This window comes from Streptomyces sp. NPDC050145 (genome assembly GCF_044460245.1).
In the GTDB taxonomy this organism is placed as follows: domain Bacteria; phylum Actinomycetota; class Actinomycetes; order Streptomycetales; family Streptomycetaceae; genus Streptomyces.
Genome location: NZ_JBITJS010000005.1, coordinates 45682 through 59103, shown reverse-complemented (window position 1 = coordinate 59103; position 13422 = coordinate 45682). Strand labels below are relative to the sequence as shown.

Genomic DNA, 13422 nt, shown 5'->3' with positions numbered 1-13422 from the left:
CCGCACCCGGCAACGAGCCACCACGCCCCCCACGGCGCTGAGCCGTGCCCTGAACACCAGCCACGACGACACCCGCACAGGCACACGGACAAGGAGCCCCACCATGGACCAGCCGCTCAAGGGCCGCACGGCAATCGTCACCGGAGGTGCCCGCGGCCTGGGCCGGGCCGAGGCCCTGGAACTGGCCCGCCTCGGCGCGAACGTCGTCGTCAACGACTTCGGCCAGCCCGGCCGGGACGGCTCCGGCGCGGCCGACACCAGCCCCGCCGAACTGGTCGCCCAGGAGATCCGCGCGGCCGGCGGCGACGCGACCCCCCACACCGGCGACGTAGCCGACCACCAACAGGCCGGAGAACTCGTCCAGTTGGCCGTCGACACCTACGGGCAGCTCGACATCCTGGTCAACAACGCCGGCATCCTGCGCGACCGCATGATCTTCTCCATGTCGGAGGACGAGTGGGACTCGGTGATCCGCGTCCACCTCAAGGGCCACTACAACACCACCCACTTCGCGGCCCGCCACTGGCGCGAGCGCTCGAAGACCACCGGCGCCCCGGTCTACGGCCGCATCGTGAACACGTCCAGCGAGGCCTTCCTCGCGGGCTCCGCCGGCCAGCCCAACTACGCCGCCGCGAAGGGCGGCATCGTCGGCCTGACCACCTCGACCGCCCTGGCCCTCGCCAAGTACGGCGTCACCGCGAACGTCATCTGCCCGCGCGCCCGCACCCGCATGACGGAGGACGTCTTCGCCGGGTTCGCCGAGCCGGAGGAGGGGCTCGACCCACTGGCCCCCGAGCACGTCGCCCCGCTCGTCGGCTACCTGTCCTCGCCCGCCGCGGCGAACGTCAACGGCCAGCTCCTCGTCGTGCACGGCGGCATCGTCGTCGTCGTCGACCGCCCCCGCGTCCAGGCCAAGTTCGACACCGCGCACGAGGCGTTCACGTACGACGAACTGGACGCGCTGCTCACCCCGCACTACAAGGACCGCCCCGCGAACGAGACCTTCGCCGCGGCGGAGATCCTCGGCCTCAAGCACGACTGACCCGAGGCGGCACACCCGCACCCGCACCCGCATACAGGAACGGGCCCGGCGACATCCGAGATGTCGCCGGGCCCGTCACGCGTCCCGCACCGAAGCGGAGCGCCTACGCCTCGTCGGCGCGCGCCCCCCGGTGCCGCCCGCGCGGCTGCGGCTGCGACTGCTCATGGCTGTCACTCTGCGCGGACGCGGAGACCGCTCCACGGTGCCGCCCGGAGCCGGATCGTTCCTGCTCCGGCATGCACACCGCGACGTTCGTACCGTTGCCTTCCGTCATGGGAGAGCTCACCCCGTAACTTCTTTTCCCCGTTGACTGAACACCTGCCCGGACAACACGCCCCGGACAAGATCTTTCTCGATACAGCCGGGCGAGTCTAACCGGCCGCCGGACGCCCACCGAGGGGCGCCTGCCCCAACGGCACCGGCCGCTGTACCGCAGGTGCCTGAGGCGCCTGCACGACCGGTTCGCGCGGCTGTGGCGGCTCGGGGGCGGGGATGCGCGCGAGCCCGCACGACACGTCGTCCGTGACGTACGGCAGCGCCAGGACCCCGTCCCGCGACCAGAAGCCCGTACCGGCCAACCACCCTACAGGCGCCGCCAGTTGATGCAGGTGCGACACGGCGGGACGCCACACGCCGAACCACGGCGCCCCGCCCTCGGCCGCGGCCGGCCCGTCGATGCGCAGCGCCACCGCGCAGCTCTCGGGCAGCAGGGTCTGCCCGGGCTGGACGGCGAACGGGGTCAGCGTGCAGTCCGCGAGCCGCAGCGCCTGCGGGAAGCGGATCGGCAGCGTGCTGCCCAAGACCCCCCAGCCCAGCCGGAGTTCGCCCGGGGTGGCGGCGTCCGAGCGGAGCAGGATCAGACCGCTGTCGGGGTCCGCGAGCAGCAGCCGGTCCTCGCTCTCCTCGGTGATCTGCAGCAGCGGCGACACCTCGCCGTCCCGGTCCAGATCCACCGCGACGGTCTTCACCGGGCCGTCCCCGTCGGCCGGTTCGCGGTCGAGGGCGAGCAGTCGGCCGGTGCGGTCCAGCCACACGCCGCCCGAGCAGCGCCCCGGCACCGAGGCCACGTGCTCGGGCCCGAACGCCCCGCCCGCCACCCGCCACACGTCGGTGCTCTGCTCGCCCGGGGCGAGCGCGTACGCGCACCGGCCGTCCGGCGCGGGCGGAAGCAGGGTCAGCTCCTCGCACTCCACGGATCCGAGGAGCACCTCGCCGGTGCCGGGGCCGGTCGGGTAGAGCAGCGAGAACAGATGGCGGCCGTCGGCCCGGCGCCGGACCAGGACCCGGCCGTCGGACAGCGGCAGTACCGCCGTGTCCGGTTCCTCCGGCTGGTTCGTCGGCAGCGGCACCGCGTACGGCTCCGGTCCGTCCAGCGTCCAGCGCTCGGGGAACCAGGAGGGGGCCGCGCCGTCCGCCCCGTCGTGCGCGAGCCGGGCCGCGTAGGACCCGTCCGCCGTGATCACGCATCCGGTGCGCGGCGGCTCCGGCCGCGTCCCGGTCGTGGGCTCGATCGCCAAGGCCGTCATGGATCTGCCACCTCCGGTTCTGTCCCGGTTCTGTCGCCTCCGGTCGTTCGCGGTCGAAGCTAGTTTTCGCACGCACCTCCGTGGCACCGGGCGCCCGACGCTTCACCCCAAAGGGTGGCGAAGCGGCGAATCCGCTGAGGGCGCTGTGCCGGGTGTGCTCGCGGGGTGCGGGCGGGCCCGGAGAGGCCCGCCGGGGACGTGACTGTAAGGTTTGCCTAACCAAACCATGCGGGTGGGCGGAGTGCCGCACGCCCGCACCCCTGTGACCGCTGGAGCCGAGCCGAGATGTCCCTACGCCACCACCGCACCCGGATCGTGGCCGCCGCCGTCACCGCGGCCGCCGCCCTCACCCTCACCGCCTGCGGTTCCGGCGGCACCGGCGGCTCCGGCAAGGACGACAACGGCACGGGCTCCAAGGCCGTCGCCCAGGGCGGCGACGACTTCTCGAAGGCCGCCGAGCAGACCGCGAAGATGGGCACGACCGCGAAGGGCGGCCAGTTCCCGCGCACCGTCACGCATGCCATGGGCAAGACCGAGCTGAAGGCCCAGCCCAAGAGGGTCGTCGTCCTCGACGTCGGCGAGCTCGACAACGTCGCCTCCCTCGGCGTCAAGCCCGTCGGCTACGCGCCCACCGAGGGCGACGAGGGCATCCCGTCCTACCTGAAGAAGGAAGCGGGCAGCCCGAAGAACGTCGGCACGATCAACTCCCTCAACCTCGAGGCGATCGCGAACCTCAAGCCCGACCTGATCCTCGGCAGCGAGCTGCGCGCCGCCAAGCTCTACCCGCAGCTCTCCAAGATCGCCCCCACCGTCTTCTCCATCCGCCCCGGCTTCACGTGGAAGGAGAACTACCTCCTCAACGCGTCCGCCCTCGACAAGAAGGACCGGGCCGAGGCGAACCTCGCCGCGTACGAGAAGGACGTCAAGCAGCTCGGCGCCGACGTGAAGAAGGCGAACGGCGGCAAGGCCCCGACCGTCACGATGCTCCGCTACATGCCGGACCGCATCCGCCTCTACGCCAAGGCCTCCTTCATCGGCACGATCCTCGACGACGCCGGCATCCCGCGGCCGAAGAATCAGCAGATCAACGACCTGGCGACCGAGATCAGCCCCGAGAAGATCGACTCCGCGGACGCCGACTGGATCTTCACCGGCGTCTACGGCGACGCGAAGAAGACCCAGCGCTCGAGCGCCGAGGACAACCCGCTCTGGAAGAACCTGAAGGCCGTCAAGGACGGGCAGGCCAAGGACGTCCCGGACGAGACCTGGTACCTCGGCCTCGGCGTCACCGCCGCCCACGAGGTCCTCGACGACCTCCGAGGCGACCTCGTCAAGTAAGGCCCTGCCCGGACCTGACCACGCTTGGGGCTGGGGCGCGCGGCGCAGGTAACCTGTCTGCGTGCCCCGTCTGTCTGAAGTCACCGCCGCGCTCGACGCCCTCTGGCCCCCGGCCCTCGCCGAGGGATGGGACGCGGTCGGCACGGTCGCCGGCGATCCGGACGCCGAGGTCGGCCGGGTCCTCTTCGCCGTCGACCCGGTCCAGGAGATCGTCGACGAGGCGGTGAAGCTGGGCGCGGACCTGCTGGTCACGCACCACCCGCTCTACCTGCGCGGCACGACGACCGTCGCCGCGGACACCTTCAAGGGCCGCGTCGTCCACACGCTGATCAAGAACGACATCGGGCTGCACGTCGCGCACACCAACGCCGACCGGGCCGACCCGGGCGTCTCCGACGCGCTCGCCGGCGCCCTCGACGTCCGCGTCGTACGCCCCCTAGTGCCGGACCCGACCGACCCCGCGGGACGCCGCGGCCTCGGCCGGATCTGCGAGCTGGAGCACCCGCTGACCCTGCGCGAGCTCGCGGGCCGCGCCGCCGACCGCCTCCCGGCCACCGCCCAGGGCATCCGCGTCGCCGGCGACCTCGACGCCACGATCCGCACGATCGCCGTCTCCGGCGGCTCCGGCGACAGCCTCTTCGCCGACGTCCGCGCGGCCGGCGTCGACGCCTTCCTCACCGCGGACCTGCGCCACCACCCCGCGAGCGAGGCTCGCGAACACGCTCCTCTCGCGCTGCTCGACGCGGCGCACTGGGCCACCGAGTGGCCCTGGTGCGAGCTGGCCGCCGCCCAGCTCGACGAGATCTCCGACCGTCACGGATGGGGCCTGCGGGTCCACGTCTCCAAGACGGTCACCGACCCCTGGACCGCCCACGCGGCGTCCAACCCCGCATCACTCTCTACCTTTGGAGCCCCCAACTGAACGCCGCGCCCGCCGACCAGATCCGCCTTCTCGACGTCCAGGCCCTGGACGTCCGTCTCCAGCAGCTCGCGCACAAGAAGAAGTCGCTGCCCGAGCACGCCGAGATCGAGTCGCTCACCAAGGACCTCACGCAGCTGCGGGACCTGCACGTCGCCGCGACGACGGAGGAGAGCGACTGCGCCCGCGAGCAGACCAAGGCCGAGCAGGACGTCGACCAGGTCCGCCAGCGTGCCGCCCGCGACCAGCAGCGCCTCGACTCCGGCGCGGTCACCTCGCCGAAGGACCTGGAGAACCTCCAGAAGGAGATCGCCTCGCTCGCCAAGCGCCAGGGCGACCTGGAGGACGTCGTCCTCGAGGTCATGGAGCGCCGCGAGTCCGCGCAGGAGCGCGCCGCCGAGCTCGGTGAGCGGCTCGCCTCCGTCCAGGCGAAGATCGACGACGCGACGTCCCGGCGCGACGAGGCCGCGTCCGCGCTCGACGCGGAGGCCGCCACGGCCACCAAGGAGCGCGAGGTCGTCGCCGGGTCCATCCCCGCCGACCTGCTGAAGCTCTACGACAAGCTGCGCGTGAAGGAGGGCGGCGTCGGCGCGGCCAAGCTGTTCCAGCGCCGCTGCGAGGGCTGCCGCCTGGAGCTCAACATCACGGAGCTCAACGAGGTCCGCGCCGCGGCCCCCGACGCGGTCGTCCGCTGCGAGAACTGCCACCGCATCCTGGTCCGCACCTCCGAGTCGGGCCTGTAGTTCCGTCGAACCGAGCATGAGCCGAGGTTCCGGGGCCCTGCCCCGGACCCGGCTCCTCACCTGCCGGAGGGGCTTGTGGTGAAGCCGGACATGTCCCCGCCCACCACCTTCGTGCTGCTGCGGCACGGGGAGACCGCGCTGACGCCCGAGAAGCGGTTCTCGGGGTCGGGGCGGGGGGCCGACCCCGAGCTGTCGGACCGGGGCCGCGAGCAGGCGGACCGCGCCGCGCGGGCCCTGAAGCCGAACACCCCGCCGATCGACGTGATCGTCACGTCCCCGCTGGCCCGCTGCCGGCAGACCGCCGACGCCGCCGCCGGCCTCCTCGGCCTGGACGTGACCGTCGACGACGACCTCCGCGAGACGGACTTCGGCGCCTGGGAGGGCCTGACGTTCAAGGAGGTCGGGGAGCGCCACCCGGACGACCTGAACGCCTGGCTGGCGTCACCTTCCGCAAGCCCCACCGGCGGAGGCGAGTCCTTCGACACGGTCACCACACGCGTCGCCGCGGCCCGTGAGCGCCTCTCGGCGTCCCATCGGGGCCGCACCCTTCTCCTCGTATCGCATGTGACGCCGATCAAGACGCTGCTGCGCCTGGCACTGGGCGCTCCGACGGAGGCCCTGTACCGGATGGAGCTGTCGGCGGCGTCGCTGTCGTCGATCGCGTACTACGCGGACGGCAACGCGACCGTCCGCGGCTTCAACGACACCGCACACCTGCGCCGGGATTAGCCGGCGAGGCGGCTCGCCTCGCGGGCCAGTTCCTCGACCCGCGCCCAGTCCTTCGCCGCGACGGCGTCCGCGGGAAGCATCCAGCTGCCGCCGACGCAGCCGACGTTCTTCAGCGCGAGGTACGAGGGCGCCGACGCGGGGGAGATGCCGCCCGTCGGGCAGAAGCGGGCCTGCGGGAGCGGGCCCGCCAGCGACTTCAGGTACGCCGTGCCGCCCGCGGCCTCCGCCGGGAAGAACTTCATCTCCGTCACGCCGCGCTCGAGCAGCGACACGACCTCCGAGGTCGTCGAGACGCCGGGCAGGAACGGCACGCCCGAGCCCTTCATCGCGTCGAGCAGCGTGTCCGTCCAGCCGGGGCTGACCAGGAACCGGGCCCCGGCGGCCACCGCGTCCGCGACGTTCGCCGGCGAGATCACGGTGCCCGCGCCGACGACGGCGTCCGGCACGGCGTCCGCGATCGCGCGGATCGCGTCGAGCGCGGCGGGCGTGCGCAGGGTCACCTCGATCGCGGGCAGGCCGCCCGCGACGAGCGCCCGCGCGAGGGGTACGGCGTCGGCGGCGTCCTCGACGACGACGACGGGGACGACGGGGGCGAGGTCAAGCACGGAGGAGGAGGTCATGGGGACATCCTGCCGCGCGCGACGCAGCATGCGCAAAGCCCATTGCGCATGCTGCAACGCAGGTGGGGGTGGGCCTCAGTGGATCTCGTCGACCAGGACGTCCAGGCTCCACGGCCGCCCGGCCTTCGCGGGCTCCTCGACCTCCACCACGTAGCCCTGCTCGCGCAGCACGTCGACGAGTTCCGCGGGCCCCGCCGGGGCGACGCCGGACGTCAGCAGCGAGCGGACGATGCGGCCCTTCGTCGCCTTGTTGAAGTGGCTGACCACCTTGCGGGTCGGCGCGTGCAGCACCCGGACCGTCGCCGTCCGCCCCGCGAGCTCGCCCTTCGGCTTCCACGCGCTCGCGTACGCCGCCGACCGCAGGTCAAGGACCAGGCCCGCGCCCGCCGCCTCCGGCATCACCTCGGCCATCGGCGTCCGCCAGTGCGCGCCGAGCGCGCCGAGGCCCGGCAGCTTCACGCCCATCGAGCAGCGGTACGACGGAATCCGGTCCGTCACCCGCACCGCGCCCCACAGCCCGGAGAACACGAGCAGCGAGCGCGCCGCCCGCTTCTTCGCCGCCGCGTCGAGCGAGGCCAGGTCCAGGGCGTCGTAGAGCACTCCGGTGTAGATCTCCCCGGCGGGCCGGGCGCCGGCCGTGCGCAGCTCCACGTTCTTCGCGATCTCGCCGCGCAGCCCCTCGCTCAGGCCGAGCACCTCGCGCGCCTTCTCCTCGTCGGCGGCGCACAGCTCGACCAGCTCGTCGAGCACGGCCGCCCGCGCCGCGGCGAGCCCCGGCAGACTCAGCCCCTCCGGCTTCAGCGGCGCCCCGCGTCCGGAAGCGGCCTTACCCTCCGACGGCGGCAACAGCACAAGCACGGGCACTCCTCATACGGCGGTTCATCGGGCGGTCGGATCTCGACCGCCCAGGGTACGGCCCGTGCGCCGCCGCCTCCGCTTCCGCTCAGTCCGTGGTCTTGGTCTTGGTCGGCTGCCAGGGCGGCGTCTGGCCCCAGTGCCAGCGCGGCACGTCCGCCGCGTCGACCGGCGGCGGGTTCGTCCCCGAGTAGACCAGCGCCATCCGCGTGCCCCACTCGATGTAGTAGACGAACACCGCGCGGAACTCCGGGTCGGACGGCAGCCCCACCTCGTCGGCGGAGTCGAGCAGCAGGTCCACCCAGCGGCGGCGCTGCTCCTCCGTGATGCCGCGGCCCAGATGCTGCCGGGCCATGTGCGGATGCCCGCCGCGCTCCTGCGTGTACCGGGACGGCCCGCCGAAGACCTCGGCCAGCCACAGCGCCACGTGCCGCGGGTGCCCCGCGTCCATCCCGGCGAAGACGGGTTCGAGGAGCGGGTCGCTCAGGACGTGCCCGTAGAACACCTCGGTCAGCCGGTCGAACGCCTCGGCGCCGCCCGCCCACGTGAAGATGCTCGGGGTGCGGCCCCCGGTACCGGCGATGCCTGTGGGCTCGTAGTGCTGCATCTCCTCGATGGATTCGATGTACGGCCGGATGGCATCGAGGAAGGCGGGAAAGTGGGGCCCCCGGCGGAAGCCCTGAAGATGGTCCTCGACGGAGGTCCACCGGATCCGCAGCACGTACCGCTCCGGCTCCTCCACACAGTGCGTCAGCTCGTAGTCGACGCACTCGGGCGCGGCGGCGAGCGACCCGGCCGCCTTCCGGTAGGCGTCCTCGAACTCCTTCTGCCGGTCCGGTGCGATGCGATAACGGATGTACTCGACGCTCGACGACATGCCGCTGCTTCTCCCCTTGACGGTCACGGTGCTCCGGCGCCCACCTTGCCCCGTACCGCCGAGCGCTGTCAGCCGGACCAGGCATCGCCCCTGAAGGCGCGCGGCGAAGCCGCATGCCTTCAGGGGCGCGGGGAACTGCGCGACCAGCCACGACGCACCCGCACCCGCCCCACCACCCGCACCCGGCACACGAAGAGGCGCCCCCGCACCCACCCACCCCGAGCCCACAATGCCGCCCCGCCCGGAGGGCCATACGCTCGATGCATGCCCCGTCGCCATCTCCGTGTGACCGGCGCAGCGCAGGTGCCGCTCGGCGCCCTGCTGCGCGAGCTGCGTACGACGCTGGACGTGCCCGGGGCGTTCCCGGACGACGTGCTCGCCGAGGCCGAGCGGGCCGCCGCCGATCCGCCCGGGCTGCCGACCCGGGACGAGACCGCGATCCCGTTCTTCACCATCGACCCGCCCACCTCCGTCGACCTCGACCAGGCGATGCACCTGTCGCGGCGCCCCGGCGGCGGCTTCCGGGTGCGGTACGCGATCGCCGACGTCGCCGCGTTCGTCCGGCCCGGCGGGGCCGTCGACGCCGAGGCCCACCGGCGCGTCACCACCCTCTACTTCCCCGACGAGCGCGTCCCGCTGCACCCCACCGTGCTCAGCGAGGGCGCCGCCAGCCTGCTGCCCGACCAGGTCCGGCCCGCCGTCCTGTGGACGATCGACCTCGACGCGGACGGCCGCACCGAGACCACCGACGTCGTCCGCGCCCTCGTCCGCAGCCGCGCCAAACTCGACTACGAGGGCGTGCAGCGGGCCATCGACGACGGCAGCGCCGAGGAACCCGTCGCCCTGCTCGCCGACATCGGCCGGCTCCGGGAGGCCCTGGAGATCGAGCGCGGCGGCATCTCCCTCGACGTGCCCGAGCAGGAGATCGTCGCCGCCGACGGCACGTACGAACTCGCCTACCGCGCCCCGCGCCCCGCCGACTCCTGGAACGCGCAGATCTCCCTGCTCACCGGCATGGCCGGCGCCGACCTGATGCTCGCCGCCGGCACCGGCATCCTGCGCACCCTGCCCGCCGCCCCCGACGGAGCCGTCGGCCGGCTGCGCCGCACCGCGAAGGCCCTGCGCATCGACTGGCCGCACCACGTCTCCTACTCGGACCTGGTCCGCTCCCTCGACCCGCACGTCCCGCACCACGCCGCGTTCCTCCAGGAGTGCACGACCCTGCTGCGCGGCGCCGGATACACCGCGTTCAGCGGCGGCGACCTGCCCGAACTCAGCACGCATGCCGCCGTCGCCGCCCCCTACACCCACTGCACGGCCCCGCTGCGCCGCCTCGTCGACCGCTACGCCTCCGAACTGTGCCTGGCCGCGAGCGCCGGCCAGTCCCCGCCCGGCTGGGTCACCGAGGCGCTGTCCGCCCTGCCCAAGGAGATGGCCGAGGGCACCCGGCGCGGCAACACCGCGGAGCGCGAGAGCATCGACCTCGTGGAGGCGGCGCTGCTGCGCCACCGCGTCGGGGAGTTCTTCGACGCCTGTGTCGTGGACGTCAAGGAACGCGAACCGGCGGTCGGCACCGTCCAGTTGAACGACCCCGCCGTCGTCGCCCGGATCGCGGGCGGCACGTCGCCGCTGCCGCTGGGGGAGCGGCTGCGGGTGCGGCTCACCCAGGCCGATCCAGGACGGGCGAAGGTCGAGTTCGCGCCTGCCTGACCCGGTCCAGGGCGCGGGCCAGCTGATCCGGGTCCTCGGCGTGCAGCCGCACCACGCCGACCTCCTTCGGACGGCCGAGCAGCGTCAAGTACCGTACGGGCTCGGTCAGTTCGATGGTGATGCTGGTCTGCGCGCCCACGTCCAGGTTGAGTTCGCCCTCGCGCGGGGTGTGCGTGAACCGGTTCTCGCGCCGCACCTCCGCGATCCGCTCCACCGGTATCCGCAGGTCCACATGGGCGCCGCGCCGCACCCGCAGCGCCTCACGCGTCACCACGTGCGGCCGCGTCACCGACGCCGCGTGCAGCCCCAGCACCATCACCACCGTGTACACGTCCAGCACCAGCGTCACCCGGTGCAGCACCGGATAGTCCCGCAGCAGCGCCCACATCCCGAACGTCTCCACAGCGCACACGAACGCGAACGCGTACATCATCAGGGCCTGCCCCCGGGCGTACGGGAACGCGCTCGCCCCCGCCGGAACGCCGTGCCGGCGCCGCGCCGCCCACATTCCGAAACTCGCGAACACCCGCAGCTCGTGCCCGGCCATCCGCCGCACCGGCTCCGGCAGCACCGCCCGCGGCGCGCCGCGCTTCATGACGCCCCGCCTCACGAGGCACCCCCTTCCGCGGCCAGGCGCAGGGCCAGCCGGACGGCCTCCGCCTGCGCGGGGGAGAAGTCGGCGAGGAACGCGTCGAGCAGCGCGGGCCGGTCCGGCCCGTCCGGCGCCGGCAGGTCGGCCGGCAGCCACGCCGCCAGGGCGCGGGCCGCCTCCGCGACCCGCGGATCGTTCGGTGCCGCGTCGGCCAGCGCGTCGAGCCGCGCGTAGATCTCACGGGCTGCGTCCGCCGCGCCCGGTGCGGCGAACGCCGTGGTCATCGCCGCCATCATCTCCGCGCGGGCCTCGGGCGGAGCGGTCGTATCGATCAAGGTCAACATCTCCCGGTCCTTCACGGCCATCGGCGACTCACCCTCGCTCTCTCCCGACTCGCCCGACTGGCTCAACTCGCCCAGAAAGGCGGAAAGTTCCGCCGACACGAACCCGGCGTCCGGCAACGTCCCCTCCTTCGCATCGGCCAGCAGCGCCCGTAGCCGCGCCCGCCGCTCATGGATCGCGGCCTCCTGTCGGGCCAGGTCGGCGTCCAGCTCGGCCAGCACCTCGACGAGGTCGCGCCCCGCGTCGTCCGCGAGCACGTCCCGCACCTCGGTCAGGCCGAGCCCCAGTTCGGTCAGCCGCCGGATGCGCGCCAGTTCGACGGCGTGCCGCAGCGTGTACTCCCGATAGCCATTGGGCCGCCGCTCGGGCTCGGGCAACAGTCCCAGGTGGTGGTAGTGCCGGACGGCCCGCGTGGTGACGCCGACGGTCGCGGCCAACTCTCCGATCCGCATGCCCTCAGTAGAAACCCTGACGCTGCGTGAAGGTCAACAGCCACTTGACGGCTAACGCCGTTAGCCCTACGCTCCGAGTCTCAGGCTAACGTCGTTAGCCGCACTGTTCGGATCGGGGAGGCCCTCATGAGCACGACCACAGCACCCACTGTCACCTCCGCCCCCTCCGCCACCTCCACCCCTACCGGAAGCAGGCCGCTCACCGTGATCCGCCGCACCGCATGGCTGCTGGGCGCACTGTTCTGGTCGGCGTTCACGATCGTGGAGGCGATCAACCACGGGTGGCTCGCCGGACTCCTCGCCGTGGTGTTCTTCATCGCCCCGGACCTGACGTTCGCGGTGGGCGCGGGAGAGGCGGGCCGGCTCCGACTGGAGAAGGGGCAGCTCCAGCCCAAGGCCGTGCCCTTCTACAACCTGGCGCACCGCGCCCTGGTCCCGTTCGCCCTGGCCGTCGTCTGCACGGTCCTGCCCGGCGACTGGACGCCGGCCTTCGCGGGCATGTGCGGCTGGCTCGCCCACATCTCGTACGATCGCGCCTTCGGCTACGGACTGCGGACCAAGGAGGGCTTCCAGCGTGCCTGACCTGAAGGAGGGCCGGCGGCTCACGCCCCGTGCCACGGAGATCGCCGCAGAGGCGCGCGCCCTGCTGGAGGAGTCCGGCCCCGAGGCGCTGACCATGCGGGCCCTCGCCGACCGCCTCGGCATCAAGGCCCCCTCCCTCTACAAACACTTCCCCGACAAGCAGGCCGTCGAGGCCGAACTCGTGGCGCAGATACTGGCCGAGTCGGCGGCGGCCTGCGAGGAGGCCGAGCGGGCGCACCCCGGGTCGTTCGACGCCCTCGCCGGGGCGTACCGCGACTGGGCCCTCGCCCACCCGCACCTCTACTGCCTCGCCACCGAGCGGCCCCTGCCCCGGGCCGCGCTGCCCGCCGGCCTGGAGGATCGGGCCGCGGCGCCCCTCGTCCGGGCCTGCGGCGGTGACGCCGACCGGGCCCGCGCCGCCTGGGCCTTCGCCCACGGCATGGTCGTCCTGGAGATCCACGGCCGGTTTCCGGACGGCGCCGACGTGAGCGGCGCCTGGCGGACGGGGGCGGCGGCTCTCGTCCCGTAGTGACGGGAGCGGCGGGTAAGATGGCCCGCACGGCAGACGAGCCGGGCGGGCGGCCGCGTGGGGTTCCACCAGGAACCTCCCGAGGAACGTCCGGGCTCCACAGGGCAAGGTGGTGGCTAACGGCCACCCGGGGTGACCCGCGGGACAGTGCCACAGAAAACAGACCGCCGGAGGCTTCGGCCGCCGGTAAGGGTGAAACGGTGGTGTAAGAGACCACCAGCGCCTGAGGTGACTCAGGCGGCTAGGTAAACCCCACCTGGAGCAAGGTCAAGAGGAGCCACCTCGGTGGCTCTGCGCGGACGATCGAGGGCTGCCCGCCCGATGTCCGCGGGTAGACCGCACGAGGCCGGTGGCAACGCCGGCCCTAGATGGATGGCCGTCGCCCCGACGACCGCGAGGTCCCGGGGAACAGAACCCGGCGTACAGCCCGACTCGTCTGCCCCTCACTCCCCGCCCGGTCATCGGGCGTCGACCGGTCCCGCGGCCGGCGTGCTGCGCGCACCAGTAATCCATCTGCCCCCGGCGGAAGTTCGCGAGGGCGCCCGCGAACGCGCTGTAGGCGTCGA

At 73.1% G+C, this 13422-nt stretch carries 14 protein-coding genes, 1 other RNA gene and 1 pseudogene; 9 read left to right on the top strand and 7 right to left on the bottom strand.

Translation table 11 applies throughout. From position 1 onward, the window contains the following. Window positions 1–103 precede the first annotated feature (103 nt). Complete coding sequence (locus tag ACIBTU_RS11760) at window positions 104–1042, top strand: 3-oxoacyl-ACP reductase (RefSeq protein ID WP_399125864.1); 939 nt, start codon at window positions 104–106, stop codon at window positions 1040–1042. A 103-nt stretch (window positions 1043–1145) separates the two neighbouring features. Here ACIBTU_RS11760 and ACIBTU_RS11755 read toward each other — a convergent pair whose 3' ends face one another. Together ACIBTU_RS11755 and ACIBTU_RS11750 are read right to left on the bottom strand one after the other, a co-directional pair. Continuing rightward, window positions 1146–1316, bottom strand: a complete 171-nt coding sequence (locus tag ACIBTU_RS11755; protein ID WP_399125863.1) for a hypothetical protein — start codon at window positions 1314–1316, stop codon at window positions 1146–1148. Between the two features lie 97 nt (window positions 1317–1413). Beyond that, window positions 1414–2568, bottom strand: a complete 1155-nt coding sequence (locus ACIBTU_RS11750) for a hypothetical protein (protein ID WP_399125862.1) — start codon at window positions 2566–2568, stop codon at window positions 1414–1416. Window positions 2569–2853: 285 nt separating this feature from the next. Here ACIBTU_RS11750 and ACIBTU_RS11745 point away from each other — a divergent pair, with 285 nt between their 5' ends. The 4 genes and pseudogenes from ACIBTU_RS11745 to ACIBTU_RS11730 form a co-directional block, all read left to right on the top strand. Then, window positions 2854–3906 carry an ABC transporter substrate-binding protein gene (locus ACIBTU_RS11745; RefSeq protein WP_399125861.1) on the top strand — a complete coding sequence of 351 codons (1053 nt, stop codon included), beginning with the start codon at window positions 2854–2856 and terminating at the stop codon, window positions 3904–3906. A gap of 61 nt (window positions 3907–3967) precedes the next feature. Next, window positions 3968–4828 carry a Nif3-like dinuclear metal center hexameric protein gene (locus tag ACIBTU_RS11740; protein ID WP_399125860.1) on the top strand — a complete coding sequence of 287 codons (861 nt, stop codon included), beginning with the start codon at window positions 3968–3970 and terminating at the stop codon, window positions 4826–4828. Continuing rightward, window positions 4825–5568: a zinc ribbon domain-containing protein gene (locus ACIBTU_RS11735; protein WP_399126218.1), complete on the top strand. Its 744-nt coding sequence runs from the start codon at window positions 4825–4827 to the stop codon at window positions 5566–5568. Before ACIBTU_RS11740 ends, ACIBTU_RS11735 begins: the two co-directional genes overlap by 4 nt. Before the next feature lie 87 nt (window positions 5569–5655). Next, window positions 5656–6297: pseudogene (locus tag ACIBTU_RS11730) on the top strand (histidine phosphatase family protein); the annotation flags it as partial. On the opposite strand, the gene eda reads toward ACIBTU_RS11730, so the two are convergent. The 3 genes from eda to ACIBTU_RS11715 form a co-directional block, all read right to left on the bottom strand. Next, window positions 6294–6917: a bifunctional 4-hydroxy-2-oxoglutarate aldolase/2-dehydro-3-deoxy-phosphogluconate aldolase gene (gene eda, locus ACIBTU_RS11725; protein WP_399125859.1), complete on the bottom strand. Its 624-nt coding sequence runs from the start codon at window positions 6915–6917 to the stop codon at window positions 6294–6296. The pseudogene ACIBTU_RS11730 and the gene eda overlap by 4 nt on opposite strands. Before the next feature lie 75 nt (window positions 6918–6992). Then, on the bottom strand, window positions 6993–7775 hold the full coding sequence (gene yaaA / locus ACIBTU_RS11720; RefSeq protein ID WP_399125858.1) for a peroxide stress protein YaaA: 783 nt from the start codon (window positions 7773–7775) through the stop codon (window positions 6993–6995). A gap of 85 nt (window positions 7776–7860) precedes the next feature. Then, complete coding sequence (locus ACIBTU_RS11715; RefSeq protein ID WP_399125857.1) at window positions 7861–8649, bottom strand: group II truncated hemoglobin; 789 nt, start codon at window positions 8647–8649, stop codon at window positions 7861–7863. A gap of 264 nt (window positions 8650–8913) precedes the next feature. On the opposite strand from ACIBTU_RS11715, the gene ACIBTU_RS11710 reads away from it, so the two are divergent. Further along, window positions 8914–10359: an RNB domain-containing ribonuclease gene (locus tag ACIBTU_RS11710; protein ID WP_399125856.1), complete on the top strand. Its 1446-nt coding sequence runs from the start codon at window positions 8914–8916 to the stop codon at window positions 10357–10359. Here ACIBTU_RS11710 and ACIBTU_RS11705 read toward each other — a convergent pair. Together ACIBTU_RS11705 and ACIBTU_RS11700 are read right to left on the bottom strand one after the other, a co-directional pair. Continuing rightward, window positions 10310–10954 (bottom strand): hypothetical protein, encoded by a 645-nt coding sequence (locus ACIBTU_RS11705; protein WP_399125855.1) that lies wholly within the window; start codon window positions 10952–10954, stop codon window positions 10310–10312. The two genes, ACIBTU_RS11710 and ACIBTU_RS11705, sit on opposite strands and share 50 nt — an antisense overlap. Before the next feature lie 11 nt (window positions 10955–10965). Next, window positions 10966–11745: a MerR family transcriptional regulator gene (locus ACIBTU_RS11700; RefSeq protein WP_399125854.1), complete on the bottom strand. Its 780-nt coding sequence runs from the start codon at window positions 11743–11745 to the stop codon at window positions 10966–10968. Between the two features lie 126 nt (window positions 11746–11871). Between ACIBTU_RS11700 and ACIBTU_RS11695 the strand changes: the two genes are divergently transcribed. The 3 genes from ACIBTU_RS11695 to rnpB all read left to right on the top strand — a co-directional run bounded on the left by ACIBTU_RS11695 (window position 11872) and on the right by rnpB (window position 13295). Next, window positions 11872–12327, top strand: a complete 456-nt coding sequence (locus ACIBTU_RS11695) for a DUF4260 family protein (protein WP_399125853.1) — start codon at window positions 11872–11874, stop codon at window positions 12325–12327. Window position 12328: 1 nt separating this feature from the next. Beyond that, window positions 12329–12856 carry a TetR/AcrR family transcriptional regulator gene (locus tag ACIBTU_RS11690; protein WP_399126216.1) on the top strand — a complete coding sequence of 176 codons (528 nt, stop codon included), beginning with the start codon at window positions 12329–12331 and terminating at the stop codon, window positions 12854–12856. Window positions 12857–12893: 37 nt separating this feature from the next. Continuing rightward, window positions 12894–13295: RNase P RNA component class A (gene rnpB, locus ACIBTU_RS11685), an RNA gene on the top strand. Window positions 13296–13422: the final 127 nt, after the last annotated feature.

Bases quoted from the DNA above. Each gene is read 5' to 3' on its own strand.
- ACIBTU_RS11760 (WP_399125864.1), top strand. From the start codon at position 104: ATGGACCAGCCGCTCAAGGGCCGCACGGCAATCGTCACCGGAGGTGCC.
- ACIBTU_RS11755 (WP_399125863.1), bottom strand. From the start codon at position 1,316: ATGACGGAAGGCAACGGTACGAACGTCGCGGTGTGCATGCCGGAGCAG.
- ACIBTU_RS11750 (WP_399125862.1), bottom strand. From the start codon at position 2,568: ATGACGGCCTTGGCGATCGAGCCCACGACCGGGACGCGGCCGGAGCCG.
- ACIBTU_RS11745 (WP_399125861.1), top strand. From the start codon at position 2,854: ATGTCCCTACGCCACCACCGCACCCGGATCGTGGCCGCCGCCGTCACC.
- eda (WP_399125859.1), bottom strand. From the start codon at position 6,917: ATGACCTCCTCCTCCGTGCTTGACCTCGCCCCCGTCGTCCCCGTCGTC.
- ACIBTU_RS11715 (WP_399125857.1), bottom strand. From the start codon at position 8,649: ATGTCGTCGAGCGTCGAGTACATCCGTTATCGCATCGCACCGGACCGG.
- ACIBTU_RS11710 (WP_399125856.1), top strand. From the start codon at position 8,914: ATGCCCCGTCGCCATCTCCGTGTGACCGGCGCAGCGCAGGTGCCGCTC.
- ACIBTU_RS11705 (WP_399125855.1), bottom strand. From the start codon at position 10,954: ATGAAGCGCGGCGCGCCGCGGGCGGTGCTGCCGGAGCCGGTGCGGCGG.
- ACIBTU_RS11700 (WP_399125854.1), bottom strand. From the start codon at position 11,745: ATGCGGATCGGAGAGTTGGCCGCGACCGTCGGCGTCACCACGCGGGCC.
- ACIBTU_RS11695 (WP_399125853.1), top strand. From the start codon at position 11,872: ATGAGCACGACCACAGCACCCACTGTCACCTCCGCCCCCTCCGCCACC.